Source organism: Streptomyces sp. NBRC 110028 (assembly GCF_001417735.1).
Taxonomy (GTDB): Bacteria; Actinomycetota; Actinomycetes; order Streptomycetales; family Streptomycetaceae; genus Streptomyces.
This window is the reverse complement of the sequence record NZ_BBUZ01000024.1, coordinates 30,424-49,140: the sequence shown is the minus strand read 5'-3', so window position 1 is coordinate 49,140 and position 18,717 is coordinate 30,424. Positions and strand designations below refer to the sequence as shown.

Sequence of the window (18,717 nt, the reverse complement as noted above, 5' to 3'; positions counted from 1 at the left end):
CCAGGCCGCCCTCGCACCCAAGTCACCGATCCGGCACACCTGGATACCGCTACACGTTCTGCCTGCTCTCACTGACCGGCCGGGCCACGCGTGCGGACGCCAGCGGCGTCGGCTTCTTCCTCTCCGACATCACAGATCCGGAGGACACGAACCGGGTTCATCCCTGGACCCTGAAGACCTGGCCCGCATCAATCCGGACACGGGCACCCTGCCGGTATTCCGCACGCAGCGGGACGCGGACATCACGGCTGGTGTGTATTCCGCGCACGGCCGCCGTCCCGACGTCCGGCGCGGACTGGGGTAGGCGTGCCGCCGGGCAGGGTCGGGGCAGTGGGACCGAAGCCAGGTCAACCGGCGGAGCCGGATCACCGCTTGGCCCTCGGGCACGCTCAGCCGGGCCGCGGTCACGGCGTCGAGCGCGATCGGGTCGACGTAAACGCGGGATTTGGCGGCGGGGACGCCGATCCGGGCGAAGTAGTCGTACGTGGTCAGGTGGTCGAGGTTTTCCTCTTTCAGACGAGGTGCCAATGAGAAGGGGGTGGCGGAGAGTTCGACGGCGATCACGTTGTCGTCGAGGTCGTACTTCAGCCGCCGTAGCTGGTGCACGGGGTTCCACCAGGAATCCGTGCCGGATTCGAAGTGACCGTTCCCGGCCAGTTCGGCATGTGCGTCGAAGAGAGCGCGCCGCGGGGCAGTTTTGGCGCACATCTTGTCTGCCGGCCCCCGGGGTCCTACATTCCGGAAAATTGGTGGGAGCGCTCCCAAGGTGCTCCCTGCCGTCGAGGAGGGAATCTCGTGATCACTTCCATGAGGTCGGTGACATCGGTCCTGCTGGCCACGCTGTTATCCCTGTGCGGCCTGCTGGCCACGGCGTCAGGCGCACACGCGGACGCGGCCGCGGAACTGTGCGACCAGTACGCGACCACCACCATCCAGGGCCGTTACGTGGTGCAGAACAACCGCTGGGGTACGAGCGCGCCCCAGTGCATCAACGCAACCGGCAGCGGTTTCACCATCACCCGGGCGGACGGCTCGGTGCCCACGAACGGGGCCCCGAAGTCCTATCCGTCGGTCTTCTACGGCTGCCACTACACCAAGTGCACGCCGGGTACCAACCTGCCCAAGCAACTCGGTTCGATCGGCAGCGCCCCCACCAACACGTCCTTCACCTACGTCGGTGGCGCCGTCTTCGACGCCTCGTACGACATCTGGCTCGACCCGACGCCGAAGACCGACGGAGTGAACCGGACCGAGATCATGGTTTGGTACAACAGGGTCGGTTCGATCGCCCCTGTCGGTTCCCAGGTCGGCACCGCCACCGTCGGCGGGATGTCCTGGCAGGTGTGGACCGGCTGGAACGGCACCAACAACGTGATCACGTTCGTGTCGTCGTCCGCGCTCTCCAGTTGGGGCTTCAACGTCATGGACTTCGTCGCTCAGGCGATGAACCGCGGCCTGGCCGATCGCTCCTGGTACCTGACGAGCATCCAGTCCGGCTTCGAGCCGTGGTCGGGCGGCGCGGGCCTCGCGGTGAATTCGTTCTCCGCGACGGTGAATTGATAGGCGCGAATTTCGCCGTCTGTCGTTCGCCTCGCTCTGCCCGCAGTCCCCGGGGGCGCCGTCCGATCCCCGCCGTCACTTCACCACCGGGCCGTCCGGTGGCTTGAAGGGCGGCTCAGGCGGCATCGGTGGCGGGGGCGGTGGCGGTGGAGGAGGCCCCGGAGGGAACAGGTGAGGCAGCGTGGGGAGCGGCTCCCAGGCCCATCTTCGCCACCCGCTGATCGCCGCTGGAACTCGATGGCGCATGGTCGCGGTTGACCGGCCGTTCGCTGTCAGCGACGTCCTTGGGTGAGGCGTCGTACGGCGGTTGCCGTGAGAGCGAGACCGGCTGTCCCCGCGGCCGTGGCGGTGGCCCAGCGGGCCGCGGCGGAGGGCGGGGAGGGGCGCTGGGCGAGGCGTTCGGGGTGGTCGGTGGGGAGGGGGCCGTCCAGGGCCAGGGCCAGGGCTTCGGCCAGGTGGAGGGCCCGGCGGCCGGTGTCGCCCTGCTCGATCTGGGTGCGGCAGCTGAAGCCGTCCGCGAGGAGCAGGCTGCCGGGGGCGGCGGCGCGTACGGCGGGCAGGACGCCCTGTTCGGCGATGGCCATGGAGATCTCGTGGTGGCCGCGTTCGAAGCCGAAGTTCCCGGCGAGGCCGCAGCAGCCCTCGTCGAGGACGTCGGTGACGAGATGGGCCCGGCGCATCAGCTCGCGGTCCGGGTCGTCCTTCATGACGGCGTGCTGGTGGCAGTGGGTCTGGACGACGGCCTGCCGGGTGAGGGCGGGCGGCTGCCAGCCGTCGGGGGCGTGGTGGACGAGGTGTTCGGCGAAGGTGCGGAACTGGGCGGTCAGCCGCCGCATGTCCTGGTCGGCGGGCATCAGTTCGGGGGCGTCGGCACGGAACACTGCGGTGCAGGAGGGTTCGAGGCCGATGACGGGGGTGCCCGCTTCGATGTAGGGCCGCAGGGTCCGGAGCGTGCGGCGCAGCACCTTCTTCGCGGTGGCCAGCTGGCCGGTGGAGATCCAGGTCAGGCCGCAGCAGACCGGGGTGGTCGGTACGGCGACGCGGAAGCCCGCGTCTTCCAGGACGCGCACGGCCGAGGTGGCGACCGAGGGGTGGAAGTAGGTGCTGAAGGTGTCCGGCCAGAGCACCACGGTGCGCGGGTCGGCCGGGTCTGGCTCCCCGCCGGGGCCGGCGGGGCGGGCGCGCCACCACTGGAGGAAGGACTGCCGGGCGAACAGGGGCGCCGGGCGGGCGCTGTCGACGCCGGCCAGCCGTTTGCCGAGGCGGGCCAGGCCCGGCGCCTGGGTCGCCGCGTCGACCAGGGGCGGCGCGATACGGGACAGCCGGGCCCACAGCGGGAGCCAGCCCATGGAGTAGTGCGCGGCGGGGCGCGGGCGGCCCGCGTAGTGGTGGGCGAGGAATTCGGCCTTGTACGTCGCCATGTCGACACCGGTCGGGCAGTCCGACTTGCAGCCCTTGCACGCCAGGCACAGGTCGAGGGCGTCGCGGACCTCGGTGGAGCGCCAGCCGGAAGTCGGCCACGCCGTCGGCGGTCCTCAGCCCGAAGGGGATGCGGGTGTGCACACAGCCCTGCCCGAAGTGCCCGTACAGGGAGGGGTGGTCGTAGCCGAACTCCCCGAACAGCTCCTTCAGGTCGCGGAGGTAGTCGCCCAGGCGCTCGGGCGGGACGGCGGAGTCCTCCCAGCCCTCCCACGTCTCCCGGTCGTCCGGCGGGCGCGCGGTCACGCCGAGGCCCGCCTCCCGGGCCCTGAGCATGCGCTCCTCGCGCTGGGGGTTGTCGGAGAAGGCCACGGTGGTGTCCTTCTCGTCCCGCCCCACCGCGTGCAGCAGCGCGTACGCCTGCTCGTCGACGTCCCGTTCGCTGTCCCCGCTGAACTGCACCAGCAGCCAGCTGTCCCCGTCGGGGAGGGAGTTGAGCGATTCGAGGTAGGCGTGCTCCTCGCGCATCAGCTGGGCCATCCGCCCGTCCAGGGCCTCCAGCGCGCTGGGCGCGCAGTGTTCCAGCAGCCGGGGCACATCGTCGGCGGCCGCGCAGATGTCGTCGTAGCCGAGCACCAGCAGCGACTGGTACGGCGGTACGGGCACCAGGTCCACCTCCGCGCGCAGCGTGGTGTGCGTCCTCGGGCCCGTTCTCCCGGTCACCGCCGCCGCCCCCACCAGCCGCGCGCCGCGCCGCTGGTACGCGCGGTTCTATCCGTCCGACACCTGACGGGAGTCGCACTCCGCCCACACGGTCTTGCCCACGGGGTGGCGCGGCTGCGTACCCCAGCGGTCGGCGAGCGCGGCGACCAGCAGGAGGCCGCGCCCCGACTCGCTGTCCGGCCCCGGGGCGGGTCCGAGGGCGGGCAGTTTCTCGCCACGGGTGTCGGCCACCTCGATGCGCAGGGTGCCGTGGGCTTCGTCCAGGGTCAGCGCGAGCCGGAAGTCCCGGCCCTGGACGCGTCCGTGGATCGCCGCGTTGGCGGCCAGCTCGGCGACGATGCGCTCCGCGCGTTCGGTGACGGCGGGTGACACCGGCCAGCTACGGAGCTGCCCCACGGCGAGCAGCCGGGCGAGGCGGGCCCCGCGCCGCGTGGAGGACAAGCGTTGGGCAAAGGTGCGGGTCGTGGCGGGGAGTTGGGGTGTGCTTGCGTTCATGGGGGCAACGGTCGCGGGTGCGCGCGGCGACTCGCCAGCGGCGCGCGGCGTACGGAGGGTCAGCGTACGGGCACTTTCGGTAGACGGTACGGCGTTTCGTGCGTCACTCTGGGTGAGACGAGCGCGGGGGCCTCGCACAACGTACGCACCTGGAGGTGGCCGCGTATGACGATTGATGACGCCTGTGTGGCGGGAGACGGTGACTGGGGACGGGAGCCCGATCCTTCGGACAGTCTGCGGACGTTCGGGGCGGTCGTCCAGGCTCTGCGAGAACACGCCGGTCTGAGCCGGGCGGAGTTCGGGGAGTTGGTCCGGTTCTCCAAGCACACCGTGGAGTCGGTGGAGCTGGGGCGGCGTATGCCGGAGGAGGCGTTCGTGGAGCGGGCGGAGGAGGTCTTCGGTAACACGGGCGCGTTGCGGAGGTCGGCCAGGTTCCTGTCGCGGGGCGAGCCGGGGTTCGCGGCGTGGTTCCGCCGGTGGGCGTGGCTTGAGCGGAAGGCGGTGAGCCTGTGCACGTATGAGTGCCGGTTGGTTCCGGGGTTGTTGCAGCCCGAGGGGTACATGCGGGCGGTGTTCGACAACAGCATCCCGCTGCTGACGGACGAGCAGTTGGAGGCACAACTCATCGCTCGACTGGGACGCCAGACAATGCTGCACGAGAGGTCGAATGTGCCGTTCAGCTTCATTGTGGAAGAGTCCGTATTCCGGAAGACGCTCGGTGGCCCGGAGGTGACGCGGTCCCTGTACGACTACGTTTTGGAGCACAGTGCGCCGCGCAATGTGAGCCTCCAGATCATGCCGCTGGGCGCCGAGTCCCACGCCTGTCTGGACGGACCTGTGCAGCTGCTGGAGACACCGGAGGGACGGCGCTTCGCCTACTCGGAAGGGCAGCAGAACGGACGGCTGATTGCTGACAGGAAAGAGGTCTCTCTCCTCCAACAGCGTTATGACACACTGCGCTCACAGGCCCTCAACCCCAAAGAGTCGCGGGGCCTGCTGGAGCGGATGCGAGGAGAGTTATGAGCACGTCGGAACTCGCTTGGTTCAAGTCCAGTTACAGCGGCACCCAGGGCGACAGCTGTGTGGAGGTGGCTGTGTCCGAGGAGGCCATTCACGTGCGGGACTCCAAGGACACGACCCGCCCCCACCTCGCCGTCACCCCCGACGGCTGGGCGCGGTTCGTGCGGTTCGCGGCGGGCGGCTGAGCCTGATGAAGCTCGCTTGGTTCAAGTCCAGCCACAGCAGCGCCCAGGGCGACGACTGCGTGGAGGTGGCCGTGTCCGAGGAGGCCGTTCACGTTCGGGATTCCAAGGACACGAGCCGCCCCCACCTCGCCGTCACCCCCGACGGCTGGGTGCGGTTCGTGCGGTTCGCGGCGGGCGGCTGAGCGCGAGCGGAGGGGCTCAGCCGGGCCGCATCAGCAACCGGCACGCGGGGTCGCCGTTGCGCAGACAGGCGGTCGCGCAGTTGCGGGTGAGCTCGACGCCCAGCCCCTCCGACCAGCCCGCGTGGATGTCCGTGCACGGGCAGTCGTAGCCGTCCAGCGAACCGGCCATCCGGACCATCGCCACGGCGAAGTTCTGCCGCATGGTCAGCTCGATCTCGCCGTCCGGGAGCACCGCCGTGCCGCCGTCGCGCAGTTCGCTCGGGAACATCCACTCGGAGCACGCCTCGTACCGGCAGCGCAGTTCCTCCAAGTCGGCGGCCGGTTTTCCGCCGTGCAGGCGGGCGATGCGCTTGCCCGCCTGGACGGCCACGTAGCGCAGCGCCTCGGCGTTGATCTCGTTGGCCGCCGTGTGGCCGAACCGCTTCGCCACGCCCTGGTACCAGCGGGCGTCGTGCAGCCACCACTGGCGGTACACGTCCATGGGCCGGGGGCTGGTGGTCATCGGGACGTTCCGTCCAGGCCACGCCCGCCCGCCAGGCGGGACCGGAAGCGTTCGCGCATCTCCCGTTTGAGCACCTTGCCGGTGGCGCCCTTCACCACGTCGTTCGCGTCCATCCGGAGCGCCCCGGTGAGCGGCGGGAAGCCCTCGGCGGTGAGGATCCGGTTGACCGTTCCCGTCCAGTCGCCGGTGTCCGCCGCGTCCGGGCGCACCTGGAGCAGGACGTACGCGTCGGCCGTTCCGTCGCCGTCCCAGTCGGCGCGCACGCCCTCGGGGGCGACGGCCACCACCGTGCAGTCGTCGAGTCCGGGCAGTTCGCGCAGCAGCAACTCCTCGGTGCGGGTGCTGAACACCAGGCCCGCGGCGGTGCGGACGGCGTCGGGGGCGCGGTCGAGGTGGTAGAAGTTGCCGTCCTCGTCGCGGTAGGCGAGGTCGCCGGTGAGCCAGTAGCCGCCGAGCCGCAGCCGGTGGAACGTCAGCGAGTCGTTCCAGTAGCCGGGGGTGAGGGTGGGGGAGCGGACACCGAGGCGGCCCACCTCGCCGGGTGGCAGCGGGCGGCCGTCCTCGGAGAGCACCGCGGCCTCGGCGAAGCTCATCGGTTTGCCGACGCAGCGGGAGTACGAGGAGCGGCCGGGCTTGTGGCCGTTGTGGAAGAGCGAGTAGCCGGTCTCGGAGGAGCCGAGCCCGTCGGTGAAGACGGAGCCGGGGACGCGGCAGCGCTTGAGGTCGCGGCCGATCGTGTCATGGCTGCCCAGCGCGATGAGCGCCCTGATGTGGGTTTCGTGCGCCGCGTCGCCGGTGTTGTACCAGGCCTCAACGCTGGACAGATCGCGTGCGGCGAGGTCCTGGGCCGCCATCTCCCCGTACGTCCCGGCGAACGCGAAGACGGTGGTGGGGCGGAACGATTCCATCGCGTCCAGGACGTCCACGCCGCGCTGGCTGGACAGCAGCAGGACGGGCGAGCGCAGCAGGAAGCCGAAGAGCATGACCGAGATGGACGCGTTGTGCGAACCGGGCATCGCGACCAGCAGCCTGCCCATCGCGGAGCCGACCGACAGCTTCAGCCGGTGCAACTGCGCGTACAGCAGCGTCTCGTGGGTGTGCGGGACGGCCTTGGGCATGCCGGTGGTGCCGGAGGAGTGGGAAATGATGATCGGGTCGGTGGCGTGGTGGGCGTACGGGTACGACGCCGGGAGCGGGCCGCGGGCCGTGTCCGCGCGGATGCCGGCGGCGGTGGCGCAGAAGGCGAGGCCCAGTTCGTCCCTGTGGGGAGCCAGGACGGAGCGGTGGGCCTGATCGGTGAGGGCGCCCACCGCGCCCTGCCGGCGCACGTACTCGCGGGCGATCTCGGGGCGGAGGTTGCCGTTGACGAAGGAGGGGATCGCGCCGAGGGAGGTGAGCGCGAGGAAGTTGATGGCGAATTCGGTGCTGGAGTACGTCTGGATCGCCACCGGGTCGCGGGGCCGCACGCCGTGCGCGTGGTACCAGCGCGCGTAGATCTCGACGGCCTCGTGCAGTTCGCCGAAGGTCAGCACCTCGGGGTGGCCGCCGTCCGGGGCCTGCCAGGTGGCGTCGGTCCACAGCGCCTGTTCGCCGAGCGGTCTGCCGTACGCCTTCAGCCGGTGGATCACGTTCCCGGCACCCAAGGCGGCGTCCTGGCTGATCCGCGCGCGTTCTTCCTTGGTGATCATGGGCGGTCGGTTCCTTGGATTCGGGCGGCCAGTTCGACCAGGCCGCGGAGGGTGCCGTACGCGGTGGGCGGGGTGCCGTACGGGGGACGGGGGTGCGGGTGAGGGTCGTCGCGGTCGATCACGAGGGCCACGGCCCGGTCTTCGGCGGGCGGGCCGATGGTGCGCAGCTCGCGGTACGCGGCCGTGGTGCGCCCGGTGCCGGCCAGCTCGACACCGATGAGCACGACACGGTCCAACTCCTTGTCGGTGAGGAGGAGTTCGGTGGTGGACAGCAGCTCCCCGGCCAGGTCCGCCACGGTGGACAGGCACAGCAGCGGTCCGGTGACGGCGAAGTCCCGGCTGAGCTGCCCGAGGATCGCGTTGGCGGTGCTCTGCATGAACAGCAGCGGGTTGTGCACCTGCCCGGCGACGAGCCGGCGGCTGCCGAGGTCGAGGGTGGTGGCGTCGCCCATCGTGCTGGCCAGGACCATCGCGGTCCGGGAGCCGTCGCCGGGGTGGGCGGTCAGGCATCGCTCGACGGCCTGGTGCACGAGCGGGTTGAAGGCGGACTCCACGAAACCGGCGACGGGCGGCGCGGCCGGACCGGCCATCGCGGCGATCACGCGCGCTCCACGATCAGCGCGGTGTTGGCGCCGCCGAACGCGGCGTTGACGGTGAGCGCCCGCCGGATGTCGGCCTTGTGGGGCCGGTTCGGTACGTAGTCGAGGTCGCAGGCCGGATCCGGTTCGGTGAACCCGGCGGTGGGCGGCAGGACCCCGTCCCGCAGCGCGAGCAGGGTGATGACGAGTTCCACCACTCCGGATGCCTCCAGCAGATGTCCCGTCGTGCTCTTCGTGGAGCTGACCGGCACGTGGGGCGCGTCCGCGCCGAAGAGCGTGTGCAGCCCGCGTGTCTCGGCGGGGTCGTTGGACTTGGTCGCGGTGCCGTGCGCGTTCACGTAGTCGATACGCGGCCCGCCCGCCCGCCGCAGGGCCCGCCGTGCGGCGGTGACCAGCCCGGTGCCCTCGGGGTGCGGGCGCGCGATGTGGTGGGCGTCGGAGGCGGCACCCCAGCCGGTCACCGCGCCGAGCGCACGCGCTCCCCTGCGCCGGGCGTTCCCGGCCGATTCGAGGACGACGGCGGCGGCCCCGTCGCCCAGCAGCAGCCCGCTGCGGTCGGCGCAGAACGGCCGTACCGCCCCGTCGCGGGAGAGGGCGAACCCCGACCCGAACTTGGCCAGGTTCTCCTCCTCCACGAGGTACGCCCCCGCGCAGACCACGACGTCGGCCCGGCCGGTGGCGATGAGCTGGCAGCCGTGCGCGGTGGCACTGGCCGAGGCGACGCAGGCGTTGGTGAACGCCAGCCGGGTGCCGCGCACCCCGAGGGCGTCCCCGAGCGCCGCGGCCTGCCACCCGGGCACGGTCTCGACGGCGCGGTCGGCCACGGCGGCGCGGTCGGTCTCGACCGCGTGGTCGGGGGAGCCGGGCGCGGTGCGCCAGAAATGGGTCAGGGCGGTGAAGTCGCCCGCGGTGCCCACCAGGACGGCCGCCTCCGTGTCCCTCGGCAGCCCCGCCATCGCCACCGCCGCCCCGGCCACGTCGGCCAGCACCTCGCGCAGCGGGACGGCCCCGCCCCACGTCGCGGCCAGCCCCGTACGGTACGGGCCGGTGTCGAAGCGGGTGATCGGGGCGAACGCGGGGTTCCCGTCGAACACGCCCTCCCGCAGCGCGTCCGCCCCGGTGCCGAAGGCCGTCCGTACCCCGAAGCCGGTCAGCAGCACCTCATGGGTCATGGGCGGTCCACCAGGTGGTGATCGTTGAGGTAGGCGGTGATGCGCCGTACCGAGGTGAACTCGGCGAGGAACGCCTCGGCCGGTTCGATCTCCAGCCCGTAGCGCAGCTCCAGTTGGTGCAGGAACCACACCAGGCCCAGTGAGTCCAGCGCCAGGTCGGCGTCGTCGTCCAGTTCGGGCGGCAGGGCTGCGAAGATCTTGGGGTCGGACAGCAGCTCCCGCACCACGTCGGTGGTGATGTCCGCGGTCATGCCGTGGCGCCCCGCTTGATGACGTCGTCGACCAGGTCGCCGAGGTTCATCGCGCCGACCGGTTCGAAATCGGTGTCCGGGAACTTCACCCCGAACCGGCGCTCGATCCGCAGGACCAGCTCGATCAGGCTCAGCGAGTCGATGTCGATGCCACCGGTGCCCAGGGGGCTGGCGTCGGTGATCTCGTCCGTGTCGAGCGGGTGGTTCATGTCCTCGCTGATCGTGCTGAGCACGAACTGACGGATCTCCTTCTCCAATGCCGTCTCCATGGTGCGGCAACCCTTCTTTCGGCAGCGGTGATATGAGGTCAGTGGCCGGGGGAGCGGGCGAGCAGAGCCTCGCGGCGGCGGATGAGCTTGCCGTTGGAGGTGCGGGGCAGGTCCGGGAGGACCTGGATGACGCGCGGCACCTTGTAGTCGGCCAGCCGGTCCCGGCACCAGCGCAGCAGCTCCCCGGCCGAGGGGCCGTCCGGTGCGGTGGACACGTACGCCTCGGTGGTACCGGCGTGCACGACCACGGCCCCGCTGACCCCCGGGTGGTGGCGCAGCACGTCCTCCACCTCGGTCAGATCGACCTTGAGGCCGCCGATGACCACCAACGAGTCACCGCGGCCCAGCAGCCGCACGGCTCCGGTGGGGTCGAGTTCGGCCCGGTCGCGGGTGTGCAGCCAGCCGTCGGCGTAGCGGCCGCCGCCGGAGGCGTGCAGATACGGGGAGCCGTCCGGCAGCCAGACGTCCAGCTCGCCCTCGTGGACGCGTAAGAGCACACCGGGGGCGGCGCGCCCGACGGTGGGGCGCGAGGCTCCGCTGACCTCCATCGCGATGACGCCCGTCTCGGTGGTTCCGTACGATTCGCCGACTCCGATGCCGAAGCGGTCGGCGAACCGCGCCGCCGTTTCCGGGGGCATGATCTCGCCGCCGGACACCGCGGCGCGCAAGGCGGGAAGCGGGGGCAACTCCTTGGCCGTGCTGAGCAGTTCGTAGTGGAACGGGGTGCCGAATATCGCGTGCACATCGTGGCGCCCGGCCGCTGCGAGGATGTCCTTGGCGGACACCCGGCGGGCGAACACGGCCGCGACGCCCGCGACCAGCGAGTGCAGCACCCCGGCGATCAGCCCGAAGCTGTGCGCGGTCGAGCTGAGCAGCAGCACCCGCTCGCCCAGGGTGGGCATGCCCTCGATCCGGGTGAACCGTTCGATCTCGGCGGCCAGCGAGGCCGGGGTCCGCCCGATCACCTTGGGCAGCCCGGTGGAACCGGAGCTGAACTGCACCAGCCGGTGGCCGGTCGCCGCGGCCCGGCCGTCCGGGAAGCGGGAGGTGACCACCTCGTAGCGGGGCTCGAACCGCAGCGGTGCGCGCCCCGCCATACCCGAGCCGACCAGGAACTGCGGATGGCACAGCGCGCGCAACGCGTCCACTTCGGACTGTTTGAGCCGGTGGTCGACCAGCATCACCTGGGCGCCCAGCCGCCACAGCGCGAGCAGCACCTCGATCTGGGTGAAGCTCGGCGGTATCCGCAGCATCACCGTGGTGCCCTCGCCGATGCCGTACCCGGCGAACACGTCCGCCTCGCTGGCCGCGGCGGCGCGTACCTCGGCGCGGCTCACCGGGTGATCGCCGTGGACGAGGCAGGGCAGTTCGCCGGGGTGGGCGTCGAACAGCGTCTCGACGAGCGTCCGCATGCCGATGTCGCCGCTCATCACTGTTCCCGGCAGAACTCGCCGATGGGGAGGCCCACATGGCGCTGGTCGGTGGCCAGATGGCCGAGCAGTTCGTCGCCGGGCCGCAGCTCGGTGACGTTGTGGACCCGTCCGCCGGGGCCGAGCACCCGTACGTGCCAGTCGTCCTGGACGGTCAGGCTCACCTCGACGCCTTCGGGGGAGCGCGCGGTGATGGTCAGCAGCGGCCGGGACTCCAGCTTGGCGCGGCCGATGAGGACCGGCCGGGTGCGCCCCTCGGCGTTGACGGCGAGGGTGGTGCGGCCCGCGCGCAGCTCGCTCAGGTAGTTGGTGCGGTTGTCCGGACCGAGGACGTAGGAGTGCAGGGCGCCCGCGTTGACCCGGAAGGGGCGGGTCGGCATGTACGGCAGCGGGTGGGTCTCGCTGCAGCACAGGATGAAGCCGGTCGAGTACGAGCCGACGAGGATGCCCTCGTCCTCGGCGAAGTGGCTGCAGGTGTCCACGCACACCCGGTCGCCGAGCCCGTGGTGTTCGATGCCCTCGACGGTCAGCGTGGTCAGGTTCAGCGGTTCCGTACCGGCTTCCAGCAGCCGGGCCAGCGCGAACACATCGCCCGCGGTCGAGGGGGCCAGCAGGATGCCGTCCGAACCGCGTTCGAGCACGTCGAGGACGGTGGCGGCCTCTTCCAGGTCCGCGCAGACGGTGATCAGCTTGCCCTCGGAGCGGTCGGCGGCGGCGAGCACGATCTCCAGCGGGATCTTCGTCGGGTCGGCGAAGCGGACCACGGTGAACGGCAGCGTGACGGCGGCGGCGCACGCCAGCCGCAGCGACGGTTCGTCGTGGACGTCGACCCAGCCCGCGACGACCCGGTCCGCGGTGCCGGCGTCGAGGCCGTACAGCTGCTTCTCGTCGGTCACCGGTGTGGTGGTGACGCCGGTGATGGTCGGGGGCAGGGCCTTGAGGACGGCTTCGTCGTCGCAGAGCACACCGTGGGTCCGGGTGTGGATGGCGGCGTCCACGACGGACTCCAGCTGGTCCTGCGGCACGGTTCTGAGGTCGATCCAGGCGAACTTCATGCGGCACCTGTCGCAATCGTCGGGGGATGGGGGGCCGTTCCGGTGTCGATACCGTCGACCGCGTGGACGACGGCCGCGAGCCGCTTCACCAGCGACGCGGGGGAGGGTGAGGAGAAGATCCGGCGGCCGACCGCGAGGCCACGGCAGCCGGCGAGCATCAACGACGTCCCGTGGCCGATCAGGTCCGTACCGTCGGGCGGGCCGCCCGCGGCGAGGACCGGCAGCGGGCAGCTGTCCACCACCTCGGCCATCCGGTGCAGCGGCAGCGCGACCGATGTCTTCACCAGGTCGGCGCCGAGGTCCGCGGCGATGTTGACGGCGTGGGCGAGCAGCGCCGGGTCGTGCGGATCGGCGATCCGCGGGCCTCGCGGATAGATCATCACGAGGAGTGGCATGTTCCAGGTGTCGCACGAGGCCGCGACGGTCCCGAGGTCGGCCAGCTGCCGGTGTTCGGTGTCCGAGCCGAGGTTCACGTGCACGCTCACCGCGTCCGCGCCCAGCCGCACCGCCTCTTCCACGTCGCCGACGAGCACCTTGGCGTCGGCGTCGGCCTGGTACACCGTTCCGGCGCTCAGGTGCACCACCAGCGCGCAGTGGCGCAGGACGCCCGGGGCGATCGCGCGCGCCCGGCCCTTGTGGACGACCACCGCGTCCGCGCCGCCGTCCACCAGCGCGCTCAGCAGCCCGTTCCAGCGAGCCTGGGGCACCACCGGCCCGTCGGACACGCTGTGGTCGAGCGGGACGAAGAGGTATCTGCCGTCCCCCACGGCGGACAGCCTCCGCATCCGGAGTGACTTACCCAAATCGGTCATGTGCCGGGAACACCTCTTCCAACGGGTGGACGGTGCTTCGGGGGTTCTTGGGGGTGCTTCGGGATTGCCGGGTCAGAATGGCACGCCCGTGCGAGGGCGAGCCGATAGCGAATCTCCATCACTTGGCGGTTATGCGGCTCTGAGAAACCTCTGAGACGGCTGTGGCAGGCTGCCCGACGGCTCTGAGCCAAGAACCGGACCCGGAACAGCGTTTTCGAGGAGGCCGGCTTGAACGCCTTGACCCACCCGGTACACATCGCGATCGCCTGTCACGGCGGACGCGGACACACCGCACGGCTGGGGGAGGCCGTACGCACCGGAGCGAGCCGGGCCCCGGACACCAAGGTCACCCTCGTCCGGGTCGACCGGATCACCGACGAGGACTGGCAGCTGCTCGACGACGCCCACGCGATCGTCTTCGGCGCGCCCACCTACATGGGCACCGCCTCCGCCGCCTTCCACACCTTCGCCGAGGCCAGCGCCCGGCGCTGGCTCGCCCGCCGCTGGCAGGACAAGGTGGCGGCGGGCTTCACCAACTCCGGCTCCATGGCCGGGGACAAGTCGGGGACGCTGGGGTACTTCGCCACCCTCGCCGCCCAGCACGGCATGCTCTGGGTCGGCCTCGGCCTGGCCTCCGGCTGGAACTCCAGCCGCGGCGGCGAATCCGACCTGAACCGGCTCGGCTTCTTCCAGGGCGCGGGCGCACAGTCCCCCGTGGACGACCGGTCGGGCACCGTGCACCCGTCCGACCTCGCCACCGCCGAACACCTCGGCCACCGGGTCGCGGAGATCACCCGGACCGTCGTCGCGGGGAGAGAAGCGCTGACGCCGTGAGGCAGTGGTGGGCCGTGGCCGTGGCGGTGCTGGCGCAGACGCTGGTCCTGCTGGACAACACGGTCCTCAACGTGGCCATGGAAACCCTCGCCGATCCGGTACGCGGCCTCGGCGCCGACTCCGCGGAGCTGGCGTGGGCCAACGCCTCGTACTCGCTGGTGTTCGCCGCGGGCAGCTTCGCCGGTGGCGCCCTCGCCGACCGCTACGGGCCGCGCCGCACCCTGGCCGCCGGGCTGCTGCTCCTGGCCGTCGCCTCCGCGCTGGCCGCGTTCTCGCCCGGCGCCACCGAACTCATCGTCACCCGGGGGTTCATGGGCGCGGGCGGGGCGCTCATCACCCCGGCCACGCTGGCGATCGTCACCCGTGGCACCGCGCCCGCCCACCGCACCCGCGCCATCGCGGTGTGGGCCTCCGCGGGCGGCGCGGCCGTCGCGGCCGGGCCGGTGGTGGGCGGTGCGCTGCTCAGCCGGTTCTGGTGGGGGTCGGTGTTCCTCGTCAACCTGCCGGTGGTGGCCGTATGCCTGGCCGGTGTGGCGCTGCTGGTGCCCGAACTGCGCTACGCCGAGCGCCGGGTGCTCGACCCGGTGGCGCTGCTGCTCTCCGTGCTGGGCCTCGGCCTGGTGGTGTACGGCGTCATCCAGGGCGGCCGCCCGTCCGGCTGGGCGAGCCCGGCCGCGCTGCTGCCGCTGGTGGCCGGGCTCGCGCTGCTGGCGGTGTTCGTACGGACGCAGAGCGGCCGGGAGGCGCCGGGGTTCGACGTGCGGCTGTTCACCGAGCCGCGCTTCGCGGGCGGCAGCGTGACCCTGCTGCTGCTCTTCTTCGGCCTGGCCGGGCAGCTCTTCTACTGCGCCTTCTATCTGCAGGGGGTGCACGGCCTGTCGGCGCCGGCCGCCGGAGTGGTGATGGCCGCCGCGGCGGGTGGCATCGTCCTCGGCAACCAGATCTCCCCGGGGCTCGCGCGGTGGCTCACCGTGCGGTGGTGCGCGGTCGCCGGGATCCTCCTTTCCAGCGCCACCTTCGGCGCGTACGTGTTCTTCGACGCGGCCACCCCGGTGGCCTCGATCGCGGTGGTGCTGTTCGTCCAGGGCGCCGGTATCGGGCTGGTGGTGGCGCCGATGACGGCGGAGATGATGGCCGTCCTGCCCGCCCGGTACACCGGCGCGGGCGCGGCCGTCAGCGCCGCCACCCGGCCCGTGGGCAGCACCCTCGGGGTCGCGGTCCTCGGCTCGGTGCTCGCCACCTCGTATCGCGGCGAGATCCGGCCCGCGCTCGACGGTCTGTCCCCCGGCCCCCGGGGCCGGGCGCTGGATTCCGCGGAGGCCGCCCGGGCGGTGGCCGCGACGCTGAACCGGCCCGAACTCCTCGCCGCCGCCGACCGGGCCTATCTGCACGCCCTCTACGTCACCGCCACGTGGACGGCGCTGCTGTCCCTGGCCGGTGCCGTACTCGTCATCGGCTATTTCCGGCCACGACCATCACCGACGGAGGCAGGAAGTGGATATGGGTCTGCGCCACCTGCGGATCGTGCTCACCGTGGCTGAATCCGGCAGTATCAGCCGCGCTGCCGCCACGCTGAACATCGCGCAATCCGGGCTCTCCACTCAACTCCGCCGTATCGAGCAGGAGTTGGGCGGGCCGCTGTTCCGCCGCCGTCCGCAGGGCGTCGTGCCGACCGAGCTGGGTGTCCATGTGGTGGGCCGGGCCCGGGAGTTGCTGGACGAGTTCGGCGATCTGATCGCCACGGCCCGTACGCTCGCCCGGCCCGCCGAACCGCCGCGGGCCGTCGCGCTGGGCGGCGTGGACAACCCGTGGGTGCCGCTGATCGCCGCGCTCGTACGGGAGCGGCTGCCGCACCACGAACAGCTGACGTATCTGGAGCCCTCCTCCCAGGCCGTGCTGGAGCTGCTGCGTATGGAGAAGATCGCGCTCGCGGTCGTCAGCGAGTTCCCGGACGTCGGCCCGCCCGCGGTCCGCGAGTTCACCGTACGGGACCTCGGCACCGAACCCGTGCTGATCGGCCTGGCCCCCGGCCACCGGCTGGCCCACCGGCAGCTGATCACCCTGGAGGAGCTGGCCGAGGAGATCTGGGTCGCCCCCGGAGACCGCTCCGACGGCCTGGGCTTGAGCCTGCGGATCGCCTGCGAGCGGGCCGGGTTCACCCCGCGGTTCCGCTACTTCGGCGCCGACCAGACCACCGCGGCGGCCATCGTCGGCGCCGGGAACGCGGTCGGCGTCTTCGCCGCCCCGGGCGACCGCTGCCCGGGCATCGCCCTGAAACGGCTGGCGGGCGGGCGGCTGTGGCGCCGGACCCGGCTGGTGTGGCCGGCGGGTTCGCCACTGGCGGAGCTGGCCGGGGACATCGACGCGGGCGCGCTCGACCGGTGCCGCCCACGCGCCTCATGACCGGCGGACGAGTTGGACGGCTGACGCGCCCGGGCGCGCGGTCAGCGCCCGGGGCCGCCCGGCTGCCGGGCCACGACGGACAGGCACGCCGCGATCGACCGCTGCCGTGGGATCGCGCCGCCCGTCGCGCCGCCCGTCGTGTCGCCCGCCCGCGCCGCCGGAAGCTCGACGGTGAACAGCGCGCCGTGCCCCGGGCCTCCACCGGCGGTGATCCGTCCCCGATGGCTTTCGACGACTTCCCGGGCCAGCGCCAGACCGAGCCCGAACCGCCTGCCCCGCCCGGCCGTCCCCCGGGCGAACCGCTCGAAGAGGCGATCGGCCTCCTCCGGAGCGATCCCCACCCCGGTGTCGCGCACGGACAACGACACGACCCCGGGGCGCGGGGCGTCCACGGACACCACGACCTCCCCGCCGGGCGGGGTGTGCCCCATCGCGTTGTCGACCAGCGCGGCGATCACCCGGCGCAGCGCGGGGGCGGTGCCCATCACCACGTGCCGCCCCGGCCCCTGCCGCGTCCGCACGGTCAGCCCCATCGACAGGGCCCGGGCGTCCTCGGCGGCCACCGCCTCCTCGGCGAGGGCGGCGAGGTCGACCGGATCGTACGCCCCCGGCGACTGGGACAGCCGCGCGGACAGCAGCAGGTCGTCGATGACGTCACCGAGCTGCCGGGTCCCGGTCACCAGGCGCTGGAGGTCGGCGGTCAGCGCTTGCGGGCGCTCCGAACCGGAGCGCCGGGCCAGCAGCTGGGCGCGGGTGTGCAACTGGGTCAGCGGGGTGCGCAGTTCATGGCTGGCGTCCGCGACGAACCGCCGCTGCCGGTCCAGCGCCTCGGACAGCGGCGTCATCGCCCGCCGCGCGAGCCTGCCGCTCGCCACGGCGACGAGCAGCAGACCGATCGACTCGGCCGTCGCGAAGGCGAGCAGCAGGTGTTCGCGGTCCGCCCGCTGGAACCGTTCGCCGTACGCCGCCTGCACGATCTCGTCGCCGCGCCGCGCGGTGCGCACCGTGTACTGCTCGCCACCGCGCTCCACCCGCTCCAGCACCGGGCGAGCACCCGCCCGGACCGCGTTCAGGCTGGACATCACGGGGAGGCCGTCCGGGGTGCCGCGGGTGCTGCGGAGCACTCCGTCCCGCTCCACGGTGATCCACACGCAGACCGGCGGGCTGTCGACGGTGTTGTGCCGGATGCCCCACTGCGTCTCGCGCTCGGCGTCGGCGCGTTGGGCGAACAGCACGACGGAGTACACGATGGCCACGACCAGCAGCATGATCACCGACATCACCAGCGAGATGCGCAGGGTGATCGACCACTGGGCGGAGGCGAGCCGCCGCTGCTCGGGGCCGGGAGCCGGGCGGCGCGGCAGACGGACCGGAAGGGAGATCACAGCGAGCCCATCCGGTAGCCGCGCCCCCGCACCGTGCGGACGACACCACGGCCCAGTTTCCGCCGCAGATAGTAGACGTAGGTGTCGACGATGGACTCCGCCGAGGTATCGGGAAACACGCGCTCGCGCAGGTGCGAGCGGTCGTGCACCCGCTTGGGGCCGTCCGCGAGCGCGTGCAGCAGACCGAATTCGCGCGGGGACAGCTCGATCCGGCTGCCGTCGGCGAGACGCACCTCATGGCGCCGCAGGTCCAGCTGCCCGTCCCCGTCGCCGAGCGGCAGAACTTCGGCGTCCGCGAGGTCGCGCCGGTGCAGCGCCCGCACCCTGGCCAGCAGTTCGTCCACTTCGAACGGCTTGACCAGGTAGTCGTCCGCACCTGAGTCGAGGCCGGTGACCCGGTCCCCCAGCTCGCCCAGCGCGGTCAGTACCAGGACCCGGGCGGTGACACCGACCCGCCGTAATCGTTTCAGCAGGTCCAGGCCGTCGATACCGGGCAGCATCCGGTCGATGACCATCACCTGATGACGCCGGCCGAGGCCGAGATGGAGCCCCCGGTGGCCGTCGTACGCCACCTCGACGTCATAGCCCTCTGAGACGAACAATTCGGCCAGCATGTCTGCGGTCTCCCGGTCGTCCTCGACCAGTAACAGCCGTGTCTGATCCGCAGTCGACCGTTGTGTATCGGCTGGGTAGATCATTCGCTCATCTTGGCAGCCCGGCTCCGGGGGCGGTG

General features: G+C 72.0%; 19 protein-coding genes and 2 pseudogenes. 7 read left to right on the top strand and 14 right to left on the bottom strand.

Annotation, left to right across the window (positions count from 1 at the left end):
* Positions 1 to 129 precede the first annotated feature (129 nt).
* A complete protein-coding gene (locus ASC60_RS42125) occupies positions 130 to 708 on the bottom strand; it encodes a UTRA domain-containing protein (RefSeq protein ID WP_199830908.1) in 579 nt (192 codons plus the stop codon).
* A gap of 99 nt (positions 709 to 807) precedes the next feature.
* Between ASC60_RS42125 and ASC60_RS09520 the strand changes: the two are divergent.
* A pseudogene (locus ASC60_RS09520) lies at positions 808 to 1,557 on the top strand (glycosyl hydrolase family 5); the annotation flags it as partial.
* A 275-nt stretch (positions 1,558 to 1,832) separates the two neighbouring features.
* On the opposite strand, the pseudogene ASC60_RS38975 reads toward ASC60_RS09520, so the two are convergent.
* Positions 1,833 to 3,711, bottom strand: a pseudogene (locus ASC60_RS38975) (FAD-binding and (Fe-S)-binding domain-containing protein); the annotation flags it as partial.
* A gap of 39 nt (positions 3,712 to 3,750) precedes the next feature.
* On the bottom strand, positions 3,751 to 4,197 hold the full coding sequence (locus ASC60_RS09510; protein WP_055548919.1) for an ATP-binding protein: 447 nt from the start codon (positions 4,195 to 4,197) through the stop codon (positions 3,751 to 3,753).
* 165 nt (positions 4,198 to 4,362) lie between these two features.
* Between ASC60_RS09510 and ASC60_RS09505 the strand changes: the two genes are divergently transcribed.
* From ASC60_RS09505 to ASC60_RS09495, 3 genes are read left to right on the top strand one after another with little or no spacing between them, the layout of a single operon-like run.
* A complete protein-coding gene (locus tag ASC60_RS09505; protein WP_055548916.1) occupies positions 4,363 to 5,220 on the top strand; it encodes a helix-turn-helix transcriptional regulator in 858 nt (285 codons plus the stop codon).
* Positions 5,217 to 5,402, top strand: a complete 186-nt coding sequence (locus ASC60_RS09500) for a DUF397 domain-containing protein (protein WP_055548913.1) — start codon at positions 5,217 to 5,219, stop codon at positions 5,400 to 5,402. Before ASC60_RS09505 ends, ASC60_RS09500 begins: the two co-directional genes overlap by 4 nt.
* A 5-nt stretch (positions 5,403 to 5,407) precedes the next feature.
* Complete coding sequence (locus tag ASC60_RS09495) at positions 5,408 to 5,584, top strand: DUF397 domain-containing protein (protein WP_370592901.1); 177 nt, start codon at positions 5,408 to 5,410, stop codon at positions 5,582 to 5,584.
* Between the two features lie 16 nt (positions 5,585 to 5,600).
* Here ASC60_RS09495 and ASC60_RS09490 read toward each other — a convergent pair whose 3' ends face one another.
* The 9 genes from ASC60_RS09490 to ASC60_RS09450 are packed head-to-tail and all read right to left on the bottom strand — an operon-like array spanning position 5,601 to position 13,362.
* Complete coding sequence (locus tag ASC60_RS09490; protein ID WP_055548911.1) at positions 5,601 to 6,086, bottom strand: hypothetical protein; 486 nt, start codon at positions 6,084 to 6,086, stop codon at positions 5,601 to 5,603.
* A complete protein-coding gene (locus ASC60_RS09485; RefSeq protein ID WP_055548909.1) occupies positions 6,083 to 7,774 on the bottom strand; it encodes a class I adenylate-forming enzyme family protein in 1,692 nt (563 codons plus the stop codon). The genes ASC60_RS09490 and ASC60_RS09485 overlap by 4 nt, the downstream gene beginning before the upstream one ends.
* Positions 7,771 to 8,376, bottom strand: coding sequence for a hypothetical protein (locus ASC60_RS09480; RefSeq protein ID WP_055548907.1), 606 nt, complete (start codon positions 8,374 to 8,376; stop codon positions 7,771 to 7,773). The genes ASC60_RS09485 and ASC60_RS09480 overlap by 4 nt, the downstream gene beginning before the upstream one ends.
* Positions 8,373 to 9,545, bottom strand: a complete 1,173-nt coding sequence (locus ASC60_RS09475; RefSeq protein ID WP_055548905.1) for a beta-ketoacyl synthase — start codon at positions 9,543 to 9,545, stop codon at positions 8,373 to 8,375. The genes ASC60_RS09480 and ASC60_RS09475 overlap by 4 nt, the downstream gene beginning before the upstream one ends.
* Positions 9,542 to 9,796, bottom strand: a complete 255-nt coding sequence (locus tag ASC60_RS09470; protein WP_055548903.1) for a phosphopantetheine-binding protein — start codon at positions 9,794 to 9,796, stop codon at positions 9,542 to 9,544. Before ASC60_RS09470 ends, ASC60_RS09475 begins: the two co-directional genes overlap by 4 nt.
* Positions 9,793 to 10,065, bottom strand: a complete 273-nt coding sequence (locus ASC60_RS09465; RefSeq protein ID WP_055548901.1) for an acyl carrier protein — start codon at positions 10,063 to 10,065, stop codon at positions 9,793 to 9,795. The genes ASC60_RS09470 and ASC60_RS09465 overlap by 4 nt, the downstream gene beginning before the upstream one ends.
* Before the next feature lie 38 nt (positions 10,066 to 10,103).
* Positions 10,104 to 11,495, bottom strand: a complete 1,392-nt coding sequence (locus ASC60_RS09460) for a class I adenylate-forming enzyme family protein (protein ID WP_055548899.1) — start codon at positions 11,493 to 11,495, stop codon at positions 10,104 to 10,106.
* A complete protein-coding gene (locus tag ASC60_RS09455; RefSeq protein ID WP_055548897.1) occupies positions 11,495 to 12,550 on the bottom strand; it encodes a 3-dehydroquinate synthase II in 1,056 nt (351 codons plus the stop codon). Before ASC60_RS09455 ends, ASC60_RS09460 begins: the two co-directional genes overlap by 1 nt.
* Entirely contained in the window at positions 12,547 to 13,362 is an 816-nt protein-coding gene (locus tag ASC60_RS09450) for a 2-amino-3,7-dideoxy-D-threo-hept-6-ulosonate synthase (RefSeq protein ID WP_079038293.1), read from the bottom strand. The genes ASC60_RS09455 and ASC60_RS09450 overlap by 4 nt, the downstream gene beginning before the upstream one ends.
* Before the next feature lie 228 nt (positions 13,363 to 13,590).
* On the opposite strand from ASC60_RS09450, the gene ASC60_RS09445 reads away from it, so the two are divergent.
* The 3 genes from ASC60_RS09445 to ASC60_RS09435 are packed head-to-tail and all read left to right on the top strand — an operon-like array spanning position 13,591 to position 16,599.
* The gene (locus ASC60_RS09445; RefSeq protein WP_055548894.1) at positions 13,591 to 14,196 is read left to right on the top strand and encodes a flavodoxin family protein; all 606 of its coding nucleotides are present in this window, start codon (positions 13,591 to 13,593) and stop codon (positions 14,194 to 14,196) included.
* The gene (locus ASC60_RS09440; protein WP_055548892.1) at positions 14,193 to 15,737 is read left to right on the top strand and encodes an MFS transporter; all 1,545 of its coding nucleotides are present in this window, start codon (positions 14,193 to 14,195) and stop codon (positions 15,735 to 15,737) included. The genes ASC60_RS09445 and ASC60_RS09440 overlap by 4 nt, the downstream gene beginning before the upstream one ends.
* A complete protein-coding gene (locus ASC60_RS09435) occupies positions 15,697 to 16,599 on the top strand; it encodes a LysR family transcriptional regulator (RefSeq protein ID WP_055548889.1) in 903 nt (300 codons plus the stop codon). The genes ASC60_RS09440 and ASC60_RS09435 overlap by 41 nt, the downstream gene beginning before the upstream one ends.
* A gap of 41 nt (positions 16,600 to 16,640) precedes the next feature.
* Here the strand turns inward: ASC60_RS09435 and ASC60_RS09430 are convergent, their stop codons facing one another.
* Complete coding sequence (locus ASC60_RS09430; protein WP_055548887.1) at positions 16,641 to 17,984, bottom strand: cell wall metabolism sensor histidine kinase WalK; 1,344 nt, start codon at positions 17,982 to 17,984, stop codon at positions 16,641 to 16,643.
* The gene (locus ASC60_RS09425; protein ID WP_107097028.1) at positions 17,981 to 18,682 is read right to left on the bottom strand and encodes a response regulator transcription factor; all 702 of its coding nucleotides are present in this window, start codon (positions 18,680 to 18,682) and stop codon (positions 17,981 to 17,983) included. Before ASC60_RS09425 ends, ASC60_RS09430 begins: the two co-directional genes overlap by 4 nt.
* Between the last annotated feature and the right edge of the window lie 35 nt (positions 18,683 to 18,717).

Coding starts and splice junctions, on each gene's coding strand:
- ASC60_RS09495 (WP_370592901.1), top strand. CDS start 5,408: ATGAAGCTCGCTTGGTTCAAGTCCAGCCACAGCAGCGCCCAGGGCGAC.
- ASC60_RS09435 (WP_055548889.1), top strand. CDS start 15,697: ATGGGTCTGCGCCACCTGCGGATCGTGCTCACCGTGGCTGAATCCGGC.
- ASC60_RS09500 (WP_055548913.1), top strand. CDS start 5,217: ATGAGCACGTCGGAACTCGCTTGGTTCAAGTCCAGTTACAGCGGCACC.
- ASC60_RS09490 (WP_055548911.1), bottom strand. CDS start 6,086: ATGACCACCAGCCCCCGGCCCATGGACGTGTACCGCCAGTGGTGGCTG.
- ASC60_RS09475 (WP_055548905.1), bottom strand. CDS start 9,545: ATGACCCATGAGGTGCTGCTGACCGGCTTCGGGGTACGGACGGCCTTC.
- ASC60_RS09470 (WP_055548903.1), bottom strand. CDS start 9,796: ATGACCGCGGACATCACCACCGACGTGGTGCGGGAGCTGCTGTCCGAC.
- ASC60_RS09510 (WP_055548919.1), bottom strand. CDS start 4,197: ATGAACGCAAGCACACCCCAACTCCCCGCCACGACCCGCACCTTTGCC.
- ASC60_RS09505 (WP_055548916.1), top strand. CDS start 4,363: ATGACGATTGATGACGCCTGTGTGGCGGGAGACGGTGACTGGGGACGG.
- ASC60_RS09465 (WP_055548901.1), bottom strand. CDS start 10,065: ATGGAGACGGCATTGGAGAAGGAGATCCGTCAGTTCGTGCTCAGCACG.
- ASC60_RS09450 (WP_079038293.1), bottom strand. CDS start 13,362: ATGACCGATTTGGGTAAGTCACTCCGGATGCGGAGGCTGTCCGCCGTG.
- ASC60_RS09460 (WP_055548899.1), bottom strand. CDS start 11,495: ATGAGCGGCGACATCGGCATGCGGACGCTCGTCGAGACGCTGTTCGAC.
- ASC60_RS09425 (WP_107097028.1), bottom strand. CDS start 18,682: ATGATCTACCCAGCCGATACACAACGGTCGACTGCGGATCAGACACGG.
- ASC60_RS42125 (WP_199830908.1), bottom strand. CDS start 708: ATGTGCGCCAAAACTGCCCCGCGGCGCGCTCTCTTCGACGCACATGCC.
- ASC60_RS09455 (WP_055548897.1), bottom strand. CDS start 12,550: ATGAAGTTCGCCTGGATCGACCTCAGAACCGTGCCGCAGGACCAGCTG.
- ASC60_RS09485 (WP_055548909.1), bottom strand. CDS start 7,774: ATGATCACCAAGGAAGAACGCGCGCGGATCAGCCAGGACGCCGCCTTG.